An 18,474-nucleotide genomic window follows, 5' to 3' on the forward strand; every position below is an offset into this window, starting at 1 on the left:
GATCGGAGCTAAAAAGGTTTTCCTTTGCGGCAGATATCCAACACATTTCTGACACCAAGCATGCAAAACAAAAAAGCTTTCACTCTTCACCCCCAAGCAGCAGAACGCCAATTGAGCCTACCCAAACAGATATACTGTAAACAATCACCCGTTCAGAGATTCACTATGTATTTAGGCCATTTGCATCACCACAACCTGCCACTGCCCGCCGCCATAGAAACCGCGCTGGATTATCTGCGCAGCACCGATTTCTCTAAAATGGAAATCGGTCGTTACCCCATTGATGGCGAACAGATGTTTGCCCTAGTGCAAACGCCCATCACCCAGACATGGGAAAGCGGCAAGCCAGAGTTTCACGCCCGCTATATTGATATTCAGTATTTATTAGAAGGCGAAGAATTGATTGGCTACGCGATTGCCAATGACACGCTCACCAAAACACATGATCAGCTGGCGGAAAGAGATATCGCCTTTGTTGCTCCGATCAGCGACGAATCTAGACTGTATTTAAAACCGGGCATGTTCGCTATTTTTTACCCCGGCGAGCTGCATAAGCCATGCCGTGCAGTGAATGAGCCGATGCGGATCAAAAAAGTGGTCATTAAGATTGCTAAAAATCAACTCAACTCATTAACAGCGACTTAGGCCGTTTTGAGGGCTGGCATGTCTGCTCAAAAATACGTAATTAAAAGGGCATAAAGGCGTTTTGTGCGTAAGCATCAAAAACAACAGTTTTGCCGCGCAAACCGCCTGAGTACTGTGAGACGCATCACTGGACTAAAACCACTAACACTTATGCCAGTGAAAGCGCGCAACTTAGCAAAGCGCGGCAAAATTGACCGGAAAGCTTACTTAGCTTATCAACATTTTGCACAAGAAACCCAGCAACTACGCCCTTAGGCCGCCATATAAACAACTCAAATCAGGCACTAAAAAACAAGGATATGCCTCAATCACGGCATAGCGCTTGCATAAAACATCACGAACAATCCAAAAACAAAAAACTTACTGTACTTCAGTACAGTATAAGAATTTACTAAACCTAGATACCCTGAAAATATCTTATCAATTTCTGGTTAATACCTCATGGCCGAACAGATCAATACCACCAAGCCGCACGCTACAATCGTTCAAATCGATGGCAAAGCTTATTTACGCGACGCCAGTGGGAACATTATTCCGCTCAAAGAGGGCCAGAAACTTGATGAGCAGCAGATTTTAGTCACCACAGCAGACGGCCACGTTCAACTGCAGCTCCCCAATGGTGAGCTCGTCGATATTGGCCCGGCCCGCACAGTACAAATAGACGCAGAGCTACTCGGCGTATCGCCGGTAGATACTACCAGCGCCGCAATCAAAGCACTGGAAGCCTCTGCCGCAAACATTGCAAGCGCACTTGCAGATGGACGGGATCTTTCTACAGAACTGGAAGCCACCGCAGCCGGCCTCAGTGGCGCAGCCGCGGGTGAAGGACACTCCTTTGTACAATTACTGCGTATTGCCGAAGGCGTTAATCCACTGGCATTCAACTTTGCTGCGGGCCAGCAAACCACAACCGATCTGCCGCTAAACCAAGGTGCGGCACAAGAAACGCCTGCTCAGGAAAGTATTCAGGCAATCAATGATGCAGTCACCCTTGATGAAGACGGCGAAAGCCGCATTAATGTACTAGGTAATGATGTAGGGAGCGGCCTAACCGTCAGCACTGCTACGGCCACGAACGGCAGCATTGTCATTAACCCGGATGGCACACTCACCTACAAGCCTAACGCCAATTTTAACGGCACAGATCAAATCACCTACACCATTATCAACACCAACGGTAGCAGCAGCACCGCCACTGTTGCGGTAACGGTTAACCCGGTTAATGATCTGCCTAATCCGGTAGACAGCAACGGCAACCCTCTAACGGTTCCCGTGCAAATCACGACCAAAGAAGATACCCCCATTGCAGGAAAAGTCACCGCCACAGACCCCGACGGAGACCCGCTGACCTTTACGCCTAAAGATCAGCCAACACATGGCACAGTGACCGTAAACCCAGACGGCAGCTACGTTTACACTCCTGCCCCGGATTACAACGGCAAAGACAGCTTTACCGTAACGGTAAGCGATGGCAAAGGCGGCACCGCCATTATCACCGTTGATGTAACCGTTGACCCGGTCAATGACGCCCCCGTTGGCGCAAATCAAACCATTACAACGCCTGAAGACACCCCGATTACTGGCAAGCTTGTTGCAACAGATAAAGACGGCGACCCGCTCACCTTTGTTGCCAAAGATCAGCCTACACACGGCACCGTGACCGTTAAGCCAGACGGCAGCTATGAATACACCCCTGCGCCTGATTACAACGGCAAAGACAGCTTTACCGTAACGGTAAGCGATGGCAAAGGCGGCACCGCCATTATCACCGTAGATGTGGGCATCACCCCTGCTGACGACCCTGCAAATATCAGTGGTAACGACCAAGGCACAGTGCAGGAAGACGGCGTACTTATTGCTAACGGCAAACTGACCGTCTCGGACAAAGATGCCGGCCAGTCAGAAATAAAACCACAAACGGTTACCAACGAATACGGCACTTTCAGCATCGCAAAAGATGGCACATGGTCGTTTACGCTAGATAACGCAGCAAATGCAGTTCAGAGCCTGAGCGACAAAGACAGCCTTAATAAGACATATCTTGTTGAATCACTCGATGGCACCAAGCACAACGTAGTCATCACTATTAATGGTAAAGATGATGCCGCTGAAATCACCCCAAGCAAGCCGGGTGATGATGCTGGTCAAGTTAAGGAAGACAGCGTTCTTACCACTGGCGGCACTTTGTTGGTGAATGATAAGGATGCAGGTCAATCCAGCTTCCAGGCCCAAACTGATGCAGCAGGCACTTATGGTAAGTTCAGTATCGGCACAGATGGCAAGTGGACTTATGCGCTGAACAACGCCGCAGCCAACGTTCAAGCTCTGGCTGAAGGCGAAACCAAGACTGAAACCTTCGTGGTCAAGTCTGCCGACGGCACGACTTCAAGTGTTGTTGTGACCATCGTTGGTACGAACGATGCAGCGATCATCACCCCAAGCAAACAGGGTGACGATGAGGGCCTCGTTAAGGAAGATACGCTTCTAACCGCTACAGGCACTTTATTAGTAAGCGATAAGGATGCAGGTCAATCCAGCTTCCAGGCGCAAACTGACACAAGCGGTACTTACGGCAAATTCAGCATCGGTACCGATGGCAAGTGGACTTACACGCTGAACAATAACGATCCTATCGTTCAAGCCCTGAAAGACGGTGATGTAAAAACTGAAACCTTCACCGTTAAATCGGCAGATGGCACAACAAGCACGGTTACCGTAACCGTCAACGGTACCAACGAATCCGCCACTGTCGGCCACGGCGCAGTGCAGGAAGATACCGTACAAAGCAGCACTGGCACACTGACTGCCACCGGCGGCGCGACCTTTGTACCGCAAACTGATGCCACTGGTACTTACGGTAAGTTGACTCTGGGCAGCGATGGTAAGTGGACTTACACGCTCAATAATAGCGCTGACAATGTTCAGGCTCTAAAAACGGGTGAATTCAAAACCGAATCATTCAATGTCACGCTGAGCGATGGTACTCAAACCACCATCACCATCGATGTGCAAGGTCTGGACGACAAGGCCGTCATCACCCCAAGCAAGCCGGGCGATGATGCAGGCTCCGTCAAGGAAGATACAACGCTGACTACCAGCGGAACCTTGCTAGTGAATGATAAGGATGCAGGTCAATCCAGCTTCCAGGCGCAAACTGACACAAGTGGCACTTACGGTAAGTTCAGCATCGGCACAGATGGCAAGTGGACTTATGCACTGAACAACGCCGCAGCCAATGTTCAAGCTCTGGCCGAAGGCGAAACCAAGACTGAAACCTTCACCGTTAAATCTGCTGATGGCACAACCTCAAGCGTTGTTGTGACCGTTGTTGGTACGGATGATGCAGCGGTCATTACCCCAAGCAAGCCGGGTGACGATGCTGGTTCCGTCAAAGAAGATACCAAGCTGACTACCAGCGGAGTCTTGCTCGTCAACGACAAAGACGCGGGTCAATCCAGCTTCCAAGCCCAAACTGATGCAACAGGCACTTACGGCAAATTCAGCATTGGTACCGATGGCAAGTGGACTTATGCGCTGAACAACGCCGCAGCCAATGTTCAAGCTCTGGCCGAAGGCGAAACTAAGACTGAGACCTTCACCGTTAAATCTGCCGATGGCACGACTTCAAGTGTTGTTGTGACCATCGTTGGTACGAACGATGCCGCCGTGATCACCCCTAGCAAGCCGGGTAATGATGCAGGCCAAGTTAAGGAAGACAGCGTTCTTACCACTGGCGGCACTTTGTTAGTGAATGATAAGGATGCAGGTCAATCCAGCTTCCAGGCACAAACTGACACAAGCGGCGCTTACGGTAAGTTCAGCATTGGTACCGATGGCAAGTGGACTTACACGCTGAACAATAACGATCCTATCGTTCAAGCCCTGAAAGACGGTGATGTAAAAACTGAAACCTTCACCGTTAAATCGGCAGATGGCACAACAAGCACGGTTACCGTAACCGTTAACGGCACCAACGAATCCGCCACTGTCGGCCACGGCGCAGTGCAGGAAGATACCGTTCAAAACAGCAGCGGCACGCTAACTGCCACCGGCGGCGCGACCTTTGTACCGCAAACTGATGCCGCTGGTACTTACGGTAAGTTGACTCTGGGCAGCGATGGTAAGTGGACTTACACGCTCAATAATAGCGCTGACAATGTTCAGGCTCTAAAAACCGGTGAATTCAAAACCGAATCATTCAATGTCACGCTGAGCGATGGTACTCAAACCACCATCACCATCGATGTGCAAGGTCTGGACGACAAGGCCGTCATCACCCCAAGCAAGCCGGGTGACGATGCAGGCTCCGTTAAAGAAGATACAACGCTGACTACCAGCGGAGTCTTGCTGGTCAACGACAAGGATGCAGGTCAATCCAGCTTCCAGGCGCAAACAGATACGAACGGCACTTACGGCAAGTTCAGTATCGGCACAGACGGCAAGTGGACTTATGCGCTGAACAACGCCGCAGCCAACGTTCAAGCTCTGGCCGAAGGCGAAACCAAAACTGAAACCTTCACCGTTAAATCTGCTGATGGCTCCACCTCAAGCGTTATTGTGACCGTTGTCGGTACGAACGATGCAGCGGTTATTACCCCAAGCAAGCAAGGTGACGATGAGGGACTGGTTAAGGAAGATACAAAGCTGACCGCTACAGGCACTTTGTTGGTGAATGATAAGGATGCAGGTCAATCCAGCTTCCAGGCGCAAACTGACACAAGCGGCACTTACGGTAAGTTCAGCATCGGTACCGATGGCAAGTGGACTTACACGCTGAACAATAACGATCCTATCGTTCAAGCTCTGAAAGACGGTGATGTAAAAACGGAAACCTTCACCGTTAAATCGGCAGATGGCACAACAAGCACGGTTACTGTGACCATCAACGGCACCAACGAATCCGCCACTGTCGGCCACGGCGCAGTGCAGGAAGATACCGTTCAAAGCAGCACTGGCACACTGACTGCCACCGGAGGCGCGACCTTTGTACCGCAAACTGATGCCGCTGGTACTTACGGTAAGTTGACTCTGGGCAGCGATGGTAAGTGGACTTACACGCTCAATAATAGCGCTGACAATGTTCAGGCTCTAAAAACCAGTGAATTCAAAACCGAATCATTCAATGTCACGCTGAGCGATGGCACAAAAACCACCATCACCATCGATGTGCAAGGCTTGGACGACAAGGCCATCATCACCCCAAGCAAGCCGGGTGATGATGCTGGCCAAGTTAAGGAAGACAGCGTTCTTACCACTGGCGGCACTTTGTTAGTGAATGATAAGGACGCAGGTCAATCCAGCTTCCAGGCCCAAACTGATGCGGCAGGTACTTACGGTAAGTTCAGCATTGGCACAGATGGCAAGTGGACTTATGCGCTGAACAACGCAGCTGCCAATGTTCAGGCTCTGGCCGAAGGCGAAACCAAGACTGAGACCTTCGTGGTCAAGTCTGCCGATGGTACGACTTCAAACATTGTTGTGACGGTTGTCGGTACGAACGATGCTGCCGTGATCACCCCTAGCAAGCAAGGTGACGACGAGGGACTGGTTAAGGAAGATACAAAGCTGACCGCTACAGGCACTTTATTAGTAAGCGATAAGGATGCCGGGCAAGCCAGCTTCCAGGCGCAAACTGACACAAGCGGTACTTACGGTAAGTTCAGCATTGGCACAGACGGCAAGTGGACTTATGCACTGAACAACGCCGCAGCCAATGTTCAAGCTCTGGCTGAAGGCGAAACCAAGACTGAAACCTTTGCCGTTAAATCTGCCGACGGCACGACTTCAAGTGTTGTTGTAACGGTTGTCGGTACGAACGATGCTGCAATCATCACCCCAAGCAAGCCGGGTGATGATGCTGGTCAAGTTAAGGAAGACAGCGTTCTTACCACTGGCGGCACTTTGTTGGTGAATGATAAGGATGCAGGTCAATCCAGCTTCCAGGCCCAAACTGATGCAGCAGGCACTTATGGTAAGTTCAGTATCGGCACAGATGGCAAGTGGACTTATGCGCTGAACAACGCCGCAGCCAACGTTCAAGCTCTGGCTGAAGGCGAAACCAAGACTGAAACCTTCGTGGTCAAGTCTGCCGACGGCACGACTTCAAGTGTTGTTGTGACCATCGTTGGTACGAACGATGCAGCGATCATCACCCCAAGCAAACAGGGTGACGATGAGGGCCTCGTTAAGGAAGATACGCTTCTAACCGCTACAGGCACTTTATTAGTAAGCGATAAGGATGCAGGTCAATCCAGCTTCCAGGCGCAAACTGACACAAGCGGTACTTACGGCAAATTCAGCATCGGTACCGATGGCAAGTGGACTTACACGCTGAACAATAACGATCCTATCGTTCAAGCCCTGAAAGACGGTGATGTAAAAACTGAAACCTTCACCGTTAAATCGGCAGATGGCACAACAAGCACGGTTACCGTAACCGTCAACGGTACCAACGAATCCGCCACTGTCGGCCACGGTGCAGTGCAGGAAGATACCGTTCAAAGTAGCAGCGGTACGCTGACTGCCACCGGCGGCGCAACCTTTGTGCCGCAAACTGATGCCGCTGGTACTTACGGTAAGTTGACTCTGGGCAGCGATGGTAAGTGGACTTACACGCTCAATAATAGCGCTGACAATGTTCAGGCTCTAAAAACCGGTGAATTCAAAACCGAATCATTCAATGTCACGCTGAGCGATGGCACAAAAACCACCATCACCATCGATGTGCAAGGCTTGGACGACAAGGCCATCATCACCCCAAGCAAGCCGGGTGATAATGCTGGCCAAGTTAAGGAAGACAGCGTTCTTACCACTGGCGGCACTTTGTTGGTGAATGATAAGGATGCAGGTCAATCCAGCTTCCAAGCGCAAACTGATGCGGCAGGTACTTACGGTAAGTTCAGCATTGGCACAGACGGCAAGTGGACTTATGCACTGAACAACGCCGCAGCCAATGTTCAAGCTCTGGCCGAAGGCGAAACCAAGACTGAAACCTTCACCGTTAAATCCGCTGACGGCACAACCTCAAGCGTTGTTGTGACCGTTGTTGGTACGAACGATGTTGCCATCATTACCCCAAGCAAGCCGGGTGACGATGCTGGTTCCGTCAAAGAAGATACCAAGCTGACTACCAGCGGTATTTTACTGGTGAATGACAAGGATGCAGGTCAATCCAACTTCCAAGCCCAAACTGATGCAGCAGGCACTTACGGTAAATTCAGTATCGGCACAGATGGCAAGTGGACTTATGCGCTGAACAACGCCGCAGCCAATGTTCAAGCTCTGGCCGAAGGCGAAACTAAGACTGAGACCTTCGCCGTTAAATCTGCCGATGGCACGACTTCAAGTGTTGTTGTGACCGTTGTGGGTACAAACGATGCAGCGATCATCACCCCAAGCAAGCAAGGTGACGACGAGGGACTGGTTAAGGAAGATACGCTTCTGACCACTAAAGGCATTTTATTGGTAAGTGATAAGGATGCAGGTCAAGCCAGCTTCCAGGCGCAAACAGACACCACTGGCGTTTACGGCAAGTTCAGCATTGGTGCGGATGGTAAATGGGCTTATGTTCTGAACAATACGGCCGCCAACGTTCAAGCACTAAACGAAGGTGAAACCAAGACTGAAACCTTTGTGGTGATGTCGGCTGATGGCACAACGTCTAATGTCGTAATCACGGTTAAAGGGACAAACGATACGCCAAGCAGCACAGGCGGCTCGGTTTCTGGCTCAGAAGATACGGCTTACGCCTTTACATGGAATGACTTTAACGCGGATTCTGTGGCAAACAGCCTGTCTATCAAGTTAAGCTCTCTGCCTGCGGATGGTGTGCTGCAATACAACGGGGTAACCATTACCAACCCTAGCCAATTCACCATCAGCAAAGCCGACATTGATGCTGGCAAGCTCACCTTTGTGCCTGATGCCAATGAATCGGGTAGCAATAGCTTTAGCACTGCGGGTGTGGGCGATCAGAAATCTGACTATGCCAAATTTGATTACCAGGTCAGTGATGGCGGCCTTAATAGCGCCAAAGTCAGCATGGTTGTCGATATCAAGCCTGTTGCCGATATACCAGTTATTTCGATTGGCGGGATCAGCTTGGTGAATGGTTCTACATCGACCGTTACGCCACCAAAAGGTGACGGGCTGACGCAGCAATACTATGCGCCTGATGCTAACGACAATCTGAACACCACAACAGCCAGAACACCCACACACATCGAAGCAGAGCTGGAAGGCAAAGTGCCAACCAGCACGACAATCGTGTCCACAGCGGATGTTTATGTTCCTGCAGGTGCATCTGCACCAACAGGTATCGCAACGGATTCTGCCTACCGGGTCAGTGGCTTGGTCTATATGGAAGAAGGCAAAACCTACACCTTCAGCGGCTATGTAGATGACACGTCTCTGCTTAAAATCGGCGGCAAAGAGCTGATGAACCGCCCTTACGATGGTTATGGCAATTTCACAGCCACCCCTTTTGTTGCGGGCAAATCAGGTTACTACACCGTTGAGTTTATCGTTTACAACGCGTCTAACGTGGGCGCAATGGATCTGAATGTCAGTGTAAATGGCGCAGCGGCCATCGACTTTAACGCCACTAATTTCTCGATCTACAGCAGCTTGGCTCAGCTTGAAAGCAAGGGTGGATTGCACAGCAATCTGGTTGCAACCGGCGATGGCGGTTACTACCCGCAAGGTATCAGCGGGCAAGAAGACAGCTTTATCAAGCTCTTTGGCTTAGCGGCCAAGCTAAGTGATACCGATGGCTCTGAAAGCTTACAAAGCCTTTCGCTCACCGAGCTTAAAGCAGGCAGCACCGTCTATGATGGCGTACGTACCTTTAACGTTGTCAGTGATGGCGGCGCATTAAACCTGACAGGCTGGGATTTAAACAATCTGCAAATCAAACCACCACTTAACTTCTTTGGTGAGTACAAAGTAGGCCTGCAAGCGGTTAGCATAGAAAACAGTACAGGGCAAACGGCAACAAATAACGCCTATGTATCGATTCAGGTCGCCAATACCAATGACGTGCCAACCACCAGCGACGATAGCGCAACCATCCGCGAAGACAGCACACCGAATCCTATTACCGGCAATGTGCTCAGCAACGATGTCGACGTTGATGGAGACAAGCTTGTTGTTCAGGCCATCAACAACAATGCCACAAATGTTGGCAAAGCGATTAGTGGTCAGTTTGGCCTGCTCACCATCAATGCAGATGGCAGCTATAGCTACACGCTGGACAATAGCAACCCGCGCGTGAATGCGCTCAACGATAGAGATACTTTAAGCGAGAAATTCAGCTACACCGTATCCGATGGCAAAGGGGGCACATCAACCGCCACGCTCACGATCAATATTCAGGGCAATACCGATCCGGTGGTAATTATGGGATCGAGCTTTAATGATCAGATTGGCGATATGTACGGGGAGTCCAATAGCCTGTGGACTAACGAAAAAACAGAAGGCACAGTGATTGATCTGCAATTGGGTGGTGGAGCCGTAGCGGGCGCACCGAATCCAAACCCTGGCCAGCGCTTCCAGTACACCCAATCTGTAAATCAAGTGATTGATGCAGGCGGCGGCAACGATTACGTTGAATCGGGCCGTGGCGATGATGTCATTTATGCAGGTGATAGCGATTCTGCCGGCTACAAGTTTGCAGATATCCTCGGCCACAAACTAATGACACTGGATCTGGGCTCTTTAGTTGACTCAAGCACCCAGCTATTTAGCGCAGCAGTTGGCGTAAGCAATCCTAAGGCCGATGTGGTCAACGGCGGCAGCGGCAACGACGCCATCTTTGGTCAGGCGGGCGTGGATCTGCTCTATGGCCATACCGGCAACGACTATCTGGATGGGGGTAACGATAACGACGCCTTACGCGGCGGCTTGGGCAATGATGTACTGCGCGGCGGTTCGGGTAATGATGTGCTTAAGGGTGACGCAGGAGATGATACTTTCCTCTGGATGCCGGGCGATCAAGCGGTTACACGAGGCGCTACAGCAGCAGGCTCTGGCAATGAGTTCGGCATTGGTGCCAATGTAAACGTGGTAAAAACAGCCACGGATGTGGTGATGGATTTCAATCAGAACACCACAGCAGGCAACAACGATAAGCTGGATATGCGTGATCTGCTGATTGGCGAAACCCATGGCAGCAACGATATTGGCAACTTGCTGAACTACCTGCATGTTGAAAAATCAGGCAGCAGCACCGTAATTCACGTCAGTACCGCAGGTGAATTTAACGGCGGCTATAACGCAGCAAAAGAAGATCAAACCATTATTCTGCAAGGGGTTGATCTGACTGGTGCGACTGATGCCGACATTCTGAAAAATCTATTGCAAAACAATAAGCTAATTGTTGATTAAGCTTTAAACAGTGCATAGCAAACGGCTCCTGATGGAGCCGTTTTTTTTATGGTCATTAACAATAAAATCCGCACAAAAAATCAATCACACAATCGCTGACAAAACTAAATAACAAATGTAAGAAATATGAAGCTTTTATTTCATTTAAGCAGGTTAAGATCTCTCCCCTGATCTGCAAACACCTGAAATGCAATGCCAATATCAAGCTGCACAAGCTGACTCAACACCCGATATAACGCCATTAAACCGACCCCGAAGTCTGCTAAACACGAGATCGCAATGACCCAACCAGCATTTAACCGCGTTTTTAATGTGTTATTTCTTTGCACCGCCAATTCAGCACGCAGCATCATGTCGGAAGGCCTGCTCAATGTACTGGGGCATGGGCGTTTTAATGCCTATAGCGCAGGTACACATCCCAGCGGGCAAGTCAGCCCATACGCCATTGAGCTACTTCAGTCACTGGGCTATGACACCCGCGATTTACACTCTAAATCATGGAGAGAATTTGAAGGTCACCTCGCCCCACAGATGGATATCGTGATTACCGTCTGTGATAAAGCCCATGGAGAAATATGCCCTAGCTGGCCAGGCCACCCCATCAGCGCACATTGGGGCTATGAAGACCCGCATGGTGAAACCGAAGCTGAAAAACACGCCTCATTTTGCAAAATATTTGCCCAAATCAAACGCCGGATTGATTTACTCGTTAGCCTGCCCTCAGAAAAACTAGAGCATTTAACGCTAAATAGCACGGTACAGGAAATCGGCAAAATTTCAGTCTACCAATAAACAGATCAATCCCGCCCACGCATGGCCGCCTCTTGAGACAAAGCCAGCAAAGTGCGCTGTGTAGCCAAAATAGCAGGCATTAACAGCAAGAGCTCATCACACAAACGGGTGGTGGTTTGGCTAAGCTCGGCACTCAGCCAATCGCACGCTCCCGGCGTTTGAGCTTTAAGCAAAGGCGCAGGCAGCACATTCAGCAGTAAATCCGGATGTAAAAAACGAATACCGTGCGCAGCGCGAAACAAAGCCTTCACGATCGCCTGCCGCTGCTGTCCGCCATCTGCCAATACTGCCGTTGTATCAGCAATATCATCCATTCGATCAAATAAGCTATACAGGGTGCGCTGGCAACGCTGAATCGATTCAAAACTCACTCCACTTTGCTCGCACTCGCTCGCTGCTGCCGAAATCAATCCCCGCATCGTTACCAGCCGTGCATTAAAGCGCCCGAGCGCCACTCCCATATCCAGCGGTACACGCCGCGCAATATGGCTATAAATCAGTGCCGATTCACGCAAATTATCCGACAATAAAAAGCGCCAATGATCCAGCGCCCGCTGCGGGAATAAAGACGCCGCCATCATCGCAATCAAGGAGCCCAAAGCCACATTGGCCGTGCGCCAAAGCGACTCATCCACCGTGCCATCCCCTACCCCCGCCACAATTACCAGCGTAATCCCCACAGTCAGCGCGGTATAACCCGCCTTATCAATAGCATGGTAGGCGCTTAATAAAATCACCAAAGACATCCAGCTGAAAGCAAGCAAGGGCGAAACGCTATAGAGAGCCAAAGCCAACAAACCCGCCAGCGCGCCCACCGTGGTCCCCACCGTCCTCTGCCTCGTCTTTTGCGCCACCGCCCCCAAATGCGGCACATTGCCCAGCATCACCACAATCGTCACCAGCATCCAGCTGCCGTGCTGAATAGGGAAACTCAAATTAATCACCAGCCCAAAAATAAAAGCCAAAGTCACCCGCAAAGCATGAATCTGGCGATGATGCTGGTAAAGAAATAAAGGATTTTTTACCGCGCGCCACGGCGCAGTCAGGAATCGAGCTAGTTTCATAAGCCTTACTATAACAAAGCAGGCTATGAGTAGAGAAGATGGCGTGATTTATCGCTCTGGTGCACGGCATAAATTACACCATTCACAAACGAAGCTTTTCAAATGATCGGGCATTCCTGATATTAAGCAGCCCCACCAATAAACAACACCCCTGCAAACGATAGCGAGTATAAAAAACGCGAGTGGCAGAATGCCACATCGCGTTTATTCAAAAGCCATACACTTAGATAATTAAAATACTTTGCTTGCTTTAATGTCGTAAGGATAGTTACCTTCACACATGCTAGGCTTGCTGCGCTTTTCAGTGCGGGTATACGTCCCTGATAAGGTTTTGGTATTCAAATCCAGATTAAGATCTTGTGACCATGTCATTAGACCAACACCACTGGCATTATCAAATGCTTCGAATTTAAAATTATTAAGTGCCATTTTTCCAGGATAATTAACTGCAATATCTGCAACCTTACTACCATCCCAAACCCGGTAAATACCTTGGCCATTAGCCTCTGGCTTAAACAGCCACGTAAAACCTACAGTTGAACCTGCTAAATTATAATCACACGCAGTTTGAGTAGGTACGGATTTACTTTGCTGACCAATTAATAACCCGGTCCACATATCGTAGCTACCATAGCGCTTACCATTTTTACGGGCGCCAACGATATCAAAAGTGCGCTTTTGTTCCAGCACCAACTTACCTGCATCATTAAAATCCTGATCTAACGTTTCTCGTTTTACATAACCCAGCTTAGGAATATGCCAACGTTTTTCAGTCCAAACAGTGCGCCCAGTTCCCCCTTTATTTTTATAACTGGCATTTGTTTTTTCCTCAGACACACACGCAACTAAAGTGCCCAATTTAGTCGCAACAGATTCACGGCCTAAGAATCGATATTCAGATTTAAGGCTTTCTGCCCCGATCGCACCGCCCAACCAATCAGCGCTTACTGTGCGATTGTGTTCAAAGCTTTTAGGCTGATCTTTTACCAAATCATCGATCAGCATTTCGCTGGTCGCACTCGCAGCAACACGTTTTTTCAACCAATAATTCTCTTTGCCATTTTGATCTATTGCTACTTCAGACCAGCCCAACATCTTTTTACGATCTGGCGAAGAATAATCCATAGCCAAAATAGTTAATGGATATTTAGTAGCCTCAGCATGATTCGTTGAATCTTCGTTAATAATATATTCACTGGGAGTTTGTAATACCGATTCACCATCCACAGTCACAGCCTTGGTGTTGGCATCAAAATAATGTTTATAAATTCCACCAGTCCAACCTTCAACAAACTTCTCTGTGCCTGACCAGTCAATTTTCTTACGGCCATCCCAAGTAAAAACAGCCAAATCGCCTTCAGCGCTATCGGTCACTTTTAAATCAGCAGGCAAAGACAATGAAGCAATACATTGGCCTAATGTTTCTTTAGCTGGATCGACCGTCACATCAGATGTTGTTGCTGCGCCAGGTGCATCATCACCACTGCCGCCACAAGCGGCTAAGACAAACGCCGCAGAAATAGCAAGGGCCATTGCACTATAAGAAATATTTTTCATATTAACCGCTTATCGAGAAAATTTTGAGTAAGGCTTGAATTATCTCAAATAATGTTTTGTAAGTATATGACGTTATGCTTTACTACTGCTTTTTGTCAAAATCTCTGAAAATTTGCATAAAATGCCACTCAGCGCGCCCATTTTCGGCGACTCGGCAATATAGTAAGCGGCTTCACCACTCAGGCTTGCGCCAACTCATCAACCTTAACCAAATACAAAAGTGTAAAAGCAATAATCATCACCACTCTAAAAGCTGATTGTTGCCCATTCCAGATCGCAGATTGCCACATTAAAAACCACTCCCCACCTATTGCAATAAACCCAAGGAACCACAAAATAATTCCAAGGGTCAGCCCTGCAATAGCAGGCCCCTTCGCCTTATTAAAAGCAGCAATATCTTTAATTGCCATCAGCAAACGAAAGCCCCCTGCCCAACATAAAATAGCCACTGCCCATTCAATAAAAATCAAAAAATGATATGCAGTACGATGTACAACAGGCGATTCAATAGATCGCCACATCACGCTATTATCAGGAAACGTTGTATCCATTTTTAAAACATGATTTACAAATCGATAATTAGACTGATAATCCATTAAATTATTAAGCGCCACTAAAGAAACAAAAAAAGCAACGGCCCAAACAAGGGCAACTTTTGAGAGTCTGGTATACATTGAATCCTCGGGAATCAGGCTGGAAAAAGTGTTTCAAACAAGTACCTTCAGTCTACATTTTGCAAAGATAAAAACATAGACTGCAGAAATATTTTGTAATAAATCAGAAAGAAAAAGAATACGATAACGAGCCTGAGAGGCTCCGTTAAAGTAAACACCCCCATCGATCGCGCCCATAAAAAAGCCAGCCGAAGATGGCTGGTTTTGTGTGTGGGGACTATCGACAGCAAGGCCAGCCTATTCACGTAAGGCCAAAACCTCAAAACACAGAAAAAACTTTAGCCTTATCTCGCAAAATATTTCATCGAAATGTCGAGAATAATTTAACACTTGTAATTATATTGATAGTCACTAGGCTTGTTATGTACACCTAGGAGCGCTTAAGCGATGTTGGTATTAGAAAATGTGGGGGATACTTCAACAGTTGCTTTATATGGCCTTCATCATGGTAACTGCTTTAACTGGGCAACCGGCTTGGCTCTCCCTCCAGGCAATCCACTTTGTAACGATTTAGCAGCACTCGCGGCAGCAAATCCAGCGGCCCCCTGTGCTGCTGTATTTACAAGGCTTCAGCACGTTCTCCCCGCTATAGTTTTCGATCACACCTTTCAGCCCATGGCTCAAAGTATGGATACTGGGGCATGGTATATGTGCGTATTCATGATTGGGAATAATTTTATGGGGGGAGAAGAAGGACGAGAAGTCCATTTTGCCCGCTTATGCCAAGATGGCTTTTTTGGGCGACCAGCTGCAAATGTAGATTACCTAACTCGATGCCAATACAACCCAGTTCAAGATCGTTGGTATAGCCACAACCCCAATTCAGAACTGCTAACAGAATATGTTCACGGTTACTATATGTTCTTCGTTAAGCGACCAATCATGGCAAAAAAAGCCACTGTTGCTGCTAAAAAAGGCGTCTCGACGTTTGACCGATCAAAAATAAACCCCGCCTTTTTTAAGAAAACTTCAGCTGAATAACTCCCCTTTATTGATCTGTTATTAATTCCACCCCACATTTACTTACCACAAAATTTCTTATTGATTTTAAACCAAACAAGAAAAGTGTGATAATTGTGAATTAATCACCTGTTTAGCATTCGGAAGGCTCCATGAGCCACTTACGCCTATTATTTTTGCTCGCTACCAGCCTCTTAGTAAGCAATGTTGCAGCAAAGCAACCGACTCATCATCAAGCCACCATTCAACAGCCAGCAGAAGAGCCGCTTGTTAGATTGCTTGGCGTGAAACATGCCAATTTAATTACGGATCGTGTATTCAAGCAGATAAATATCTTTCAGATTCTTTGGTTTTGTTTTAATTAGAAAATGATTGCTAATTGTTTGATATTAATCATAAATATCCATTTTTATTAAGTAAACTCGCGCGCATTAGTAGAAAACCTGTAAAGAAAATGAAAAATAATCGCAAAAAGGGCTTGCGCACCTCAGCTAACTTGATTATTATTCGGCCTCTTCTCGCGGAGAGATGGATGAGTGGCTTAAGTCGCACGCCTGGAAAGCGTGTATAGGTTAATAGCCTATCGGGGGTTCGAATCCCCCTCTCTCCGCCACCAATACAAAGCCTTGATTTATCAAGGCTTCTTAAAAAAAGACCGACCTCAAATGAGGCGGTCTTTTTTTTCGGGGATAACTCAGGGATAACTTTGAGATCTCACCCTTCATTTCTTTCCAGCACTTTCCACACTTCTGGGCCAACGCATCGCAACTTAATTGAGTCGCCACAACGCGGCCAGCCTCCTAAGCTCTTTTCATTTAGGAAGCGTCTATGCTCTACTTCTCGAACCCCGCCAATGGACACACCTTCGCTGTAACGCTGGGCCGTGATCCGTTCGACCAATCCCCGATTCTATTGATTTACCGTTCTGGCGATTGCCTAGGCCATGCGCCAGTCACCGAGCGCCCTACTTCATTTCTTAAACGTCTGCGTGAAATTCGCAAGATGCGGCGGCGTCATGGCTACGAGCTTAAATTTATTTCTTGCCGTGGTTGCGCTGCGCGTCCTCTTAAACAATATGCGGAGCGAAAGAAAGACCGCCCCGCCTAATTGGCGTCTAATTGATTGTCTTGGCGTTTTTCGCATTCCCAAAGTTAAACGCCAGAAAATCCAACACAGCACGGGCCTTGCTTAATGCGCCCCGCACTTTCGGGCTAGGCACTAGCGCGGCAATCACCGAGGCGACACCCACAACAGACGACGCGGCTTGAAGCAAATCAGGTAGTTGAGTAAGTAAGTTCATTTGATGCTCCTTGAGTAAAAAATGAGCACTCGACGAGCGCCCTTGTGGCTATTGAATTGCTTGGATGGAATACCCTGCATATCCACCGATTGTGTGGATAAGCCCCGATAGCTATGCATCACCAGCTGGACCAAGGCCCAAAGCTAGCCGAGCGCGGCGGTAAAACTTGGATCGCTCGCCCAGCCCAGTCAGCCCGCCATTAATCGCACGGGTGCAGCTGGCTAGATCACAGAGCAAGGCCCACTGCACGGCAGTTCGCCCGTGATACGTCGCCATATTGGCGAAAAACGCCGCCGCGCTACGGGTGGCCACTTCTGCCGTCTGCAATAGCTCCGGCTTTTGCACCAAGGGCAGGTTCAGCCAGCGCTCCATTGCGGCGTAATTGTCTTTGCCAGTGAGCTGAATCAAACCCGCCCCGCGATACATCCAGCCATCATTTGGGCCCGTATTCCCCATGCGCTTGCCGTAAACGTAATTGGCAATCTCTTGCGGTTTACGGGCGTAGCGCTCTGCCAGCTCTGGCGTGTTAAAGCGCTTTTCCCATGTGTTGCGCAAACCTTCCGCGCTGTAGTTCAAATTTTCAACCAAACTGGCGAGTTGATTGGATTCATGCGCCACCTGTGCCAAAAACATGGCCAGCACTTCAGGCTGCTTCAGCCTGAATTCAACGCAAGCCTTGGAAAGTAATGGCGAAAAAATAGCCGCTTTGGCGCGGCTTAGGTTTGGCATGATGGCGCAGAGCTGCGCGGCAGTAATCAGATCAGGCATTGTCTTCATCCTTGCTTTTGCCAGGAATCAAGGCGGCAAGCTGGCGCTGAATCCAAGGCACATCCCCCAAAATAGCCACTGCCGTTTCTGAAACAGTGAGCGCCACATTCCCCGCCAACCAAGAAATAGCCCCCGAAAAGGCAGGGCTCAAACTCCAAAACTCAGCGGCGGCCCAGCCAGTAAAGGTTGCCCCCACAAAGGCGGATAGCAGCAGGATAAATTTCTGCCACGGCGGACGAGCACCTAGACGGGAGTAAAGCATCACAACCCCGAAGGCTGCGCCGGTGGCTGGTGCGGCAATATCTGTAACCAATATACGGTCTGGCATAAG

At 48.9% G+C, this 18,474-nt stretch carries 12 protein-coding genes and 1 tRNA gene; 7 read left to right on the forward strand and 6 right to left on the reverse strand.

The genetic code is table 11. The features are described 5' to 3' along the window. The first annotated feature begins 165 nt into the window (after positions 1–165). The 3 genes from VN23_RS08860 (at position 166) to VN23_RS08870 (ending at position 11,820) form a co-directional block, all read left to right on the forward strand. Positions 166–645 carry a YhcH/YjgK/YiaL family protein gene (locus VN23_RS08860; protein ID WP_046352754.1) on the forward strand — a complete coding sequence of 160 codons (480 nt, stop codon included), beginning with the start codon at positions 166–168 and terminating at the stop codon, positions 643–645. A 441-nt stretch (positions 646–1,086) separates the two neighbouring features. After that, complete coding sequence (locus tag VN23_RS21805) at positions 1,087–11,028, forward strand: retention module-containing protein (RefSeq protein WP_062654864.1); 9,942 nt, start codon at positions 1,087–1,089, stop codon at positions 11,026–11,028. Positions 11,029–11,307: 279 nt separating this feature from the next. Further along, a complete protein-coding gene (locus VN23_RS08870; RefSeq protein ID WP_046352751.1) occupies positions 11,308–11,820 on the forward strand; it encodes an arsenate reductase ArsC in 513 nt (170 codons plus the stop codon). 5 nt (positions 11,821–11,825) lie between these two features. Here VN23_RS08870 and VN23_RS08875 read toward each other — a convergent pair whose 3' ends face one another. The 3 genes from VN23_RS08875 to VN23_RS08885 all read right to left on the reverse strand — a co-directional run bounded on the left by VN23_RS08875 (position 11,826) and on the right by VN23_RS08885 (position 15,115). Then, positions 11,826–12,884: an FUSC family protein gene (locus VN23_RS08875; RefSeq protein ID WP_052746683.1), complete on the reverse strand. Its 1,059-nt coding sequence runs from the start codon at positions 12,882–12,884 to the stop codon at positions 11,826–11,828. A 231-nt stretch (positions 12,885–13,115) separates the two neighbouring features. After that, the gene (locus VN23_RS08880; protein WP_046352750.1) at positions 13,116–14,441 is read right to left on the reverse strand and encodes a hypothetical protein; all 1,326 of its coding nucleotides are present in this window, start codon (positions 14,439–14,441) and stop codon (positions 13,116–13,118) included. 179 nt (positions 14,442–14,620) lie between these two features. Beyond that, positions 14,621–15,115, reverse strand: a complete 495-nt coding sequence (locus VN23_RS08885) for a DUF2165 family protein (protein WP_046352749.1) — start codon at positions 15,113–15,115, stop codon at positions 14,621–14,623. 387 nt (positions 15,116–15,502) lie between these two features. Between VN23_RS08885 and VN23_RS08890 the strand changes: the two genes are divergently transcribed. The 4 genes from VN23_RS08890 (at position 15,503) to VN23_RS08905 (ending at position 17,182) form a co-directional block, all read left to right on the forward strand. Further along, the gene (locus VN23_RS08890; RefSeq protein WP_046352748.1) at positions 15,503–16,096 is read left to right on the forward strand and encodes a hypothetical protein; all 594 of its coding nucleotides are present in this window, start codon (positions 15,503–15,505) and stop codon (positions 16,094–16,096) included. 131 nt (positions 16,097–16,227) lie between these two features. Further along, positions 16,228–16,440, forward strand: a complete 213-nt coding sequence (locus tag VN23_RS08895) for a hypothetical protein (protein ID WP_046352747.1) — start codon at positions 16,228–16,230, stop codon at positions 16,438–16,440. 157 nt (positions 16,441–16,597) lie between these two features. Beyond that, positions 16,598–16,688 (forward strand) — tRNA-Ser (locus tag VN23_RS08900). 215 nt (positions 16,689–16,903) lie between these two features. Next, positions 16,904–17,182, forward strand: coding sequence for a hypothetical protein (locus tag VN23_RS08905; protein WP_046352746.1), 279 nt, complete (start codon positions 16,904–16,906; stop codon positions 17,180–17,182). Positions 17,183–17,189: 7 nt separating this feature from the next. Here VN23_RS08905 and VN23_RS08910 read toward each other — a convergent pair whose 3' ends face one another. The 3 genes from VN23_RS08910 to VN23_RS08920 all read right to left on the reverse strand — a co-directional run bounded on the left by VN23_RS08910 (position 17,190) and on the right by VN23_RS08920 (position 18,471). Beyond that, positions 17,190–17,375 carry a hypothetical protein gene (locus tag VN23_RS08910; protein ID WP_046352745.1) on the reverse strand — a complete coding sequence of 62 codons (186 nt, stop codon included), beginning with the start codon at positions 17,373–17,375 and terminating at the stop codon, positions 17,190–17,192. Between the two features lie 111 nt (positions 17,376–17,486). Continuing rightward, a complete protein-coding gene (locus tag VN23_RS08915; protein WP_052746682.1) occupies positions 17,487–18,143 on the reverse strand; it encodes a glycoside hydrolase family 19 protein in 657 nt (218 codons plus the stop codon). Continuing rightward, the gene (locus VN23_RS08920) at positions 18,136–18,471 is read right to left on the reverse strand and encodes a hypothetical protein (protein WP_046352744.1); all 336 of its coding nucleotides are present in this window, start codon (positions 18,469–18,471) and stop codon (positions 18,136–18,138) included. Before VN23_RS08920 ends, VN23_RS08915 begins: the two co-directional genes overlap by 8 nt. Positions 18,472–18,474 lie beyond the last annotated feature (3 nt).

It is taken from the genome of Janthinobacterium sp. B9-8 (assembly GCF_000969645.2).
Lineage (GTDB): Bacteria > Pseudomonadota > Gammaproteobacteria > Burkholderiales > Chitinibacteraceae > Iodobacter.

Bases quoted from the DNA above. Each gene is read 5' to 3' on its own strand.
- VN23_RS08905 (WP_046352746.1), top strand. From the start codon at position 16,904: ATGCTCTACTTCTCGAACCCCGCCAATGGACACACCTTCGCTGTAACG.
- VN23_RS08880 (WP_046352750.1), bottom strand. From the start codon at position 14,441: ATGAAAAATATTTCTTATAGTGCAATGGCCCTTGCTATTTCTGCGGCG.
- VN23_RS08895 (WP_046352747.1), top strand. From the start codon at position 16,228: ATGAGCCACTTACGCCTATTATTTTTGCTCGCTACCAGCCTCTTAGTA.
- VN23_RS08885 (WP_046352749.1), bottom strand. From the start codon at position 15,115: ATGTATACCAGACTCTCAAAAGTTGCCCTTGTTTGGGCCGTTGCTTTT.
- VN23_RS08860 (WP_046352754.1), top strand. From the start codon at position 166: ATGTATTTAGGCCATTTGCATCACCACAACCTGCCACTGCCCGCCGCC.
- VN23_RS08870 (WP_046352751.1), top strand. From the start codon at position 11,308: ATGACCCAACCAGCATTTAACCGCGTTTTTAATGTGTTATTTCTTTGC.
- VN23_RS08875 (WP_052746683.1), bottom strand. From the start codon at position 12,884: ATGAAACTAGCTCGATTCCTGACTGCGCCGTGGCGCGCGGTAAAAAAT.
- VN23_RS08890 (WP_046352748.1), top strand. From the start codon at position 15,503: ATGTTGGTATTAGAAAATGTGGGGGATACTTCAACAGTTGCTTTATAT.
- VN23_RS08915 (WP_052746682.1), bottom strand. From the start codon at position 18,143: ATGCCTGATCTGATTACTGCCGCGCAGCTCTGCGCCATCATGCCAAAC.
- VN23_RS21805 (WP_062654864.1), top strand. From the start codon at position 1,087: ATGGCCGAACAGATCAATACCACCAAGCCGCACGCTACAATCGTTCAA.
- VN23_RS08910 (WP_046352745.1), bottom strand. From the start codon at position 17,375: ATGAACTTACTTACTCAACTACCTGATTTGCTTCAAGCCGCGTCGTCT.
- VN23_RS08920 (WP_046352744.1), bottom strand. From the start codon at position 18,471: ATGCCAGACCGTATATTGGTTACAGATATTGCCGCACCAGCCACCGGC.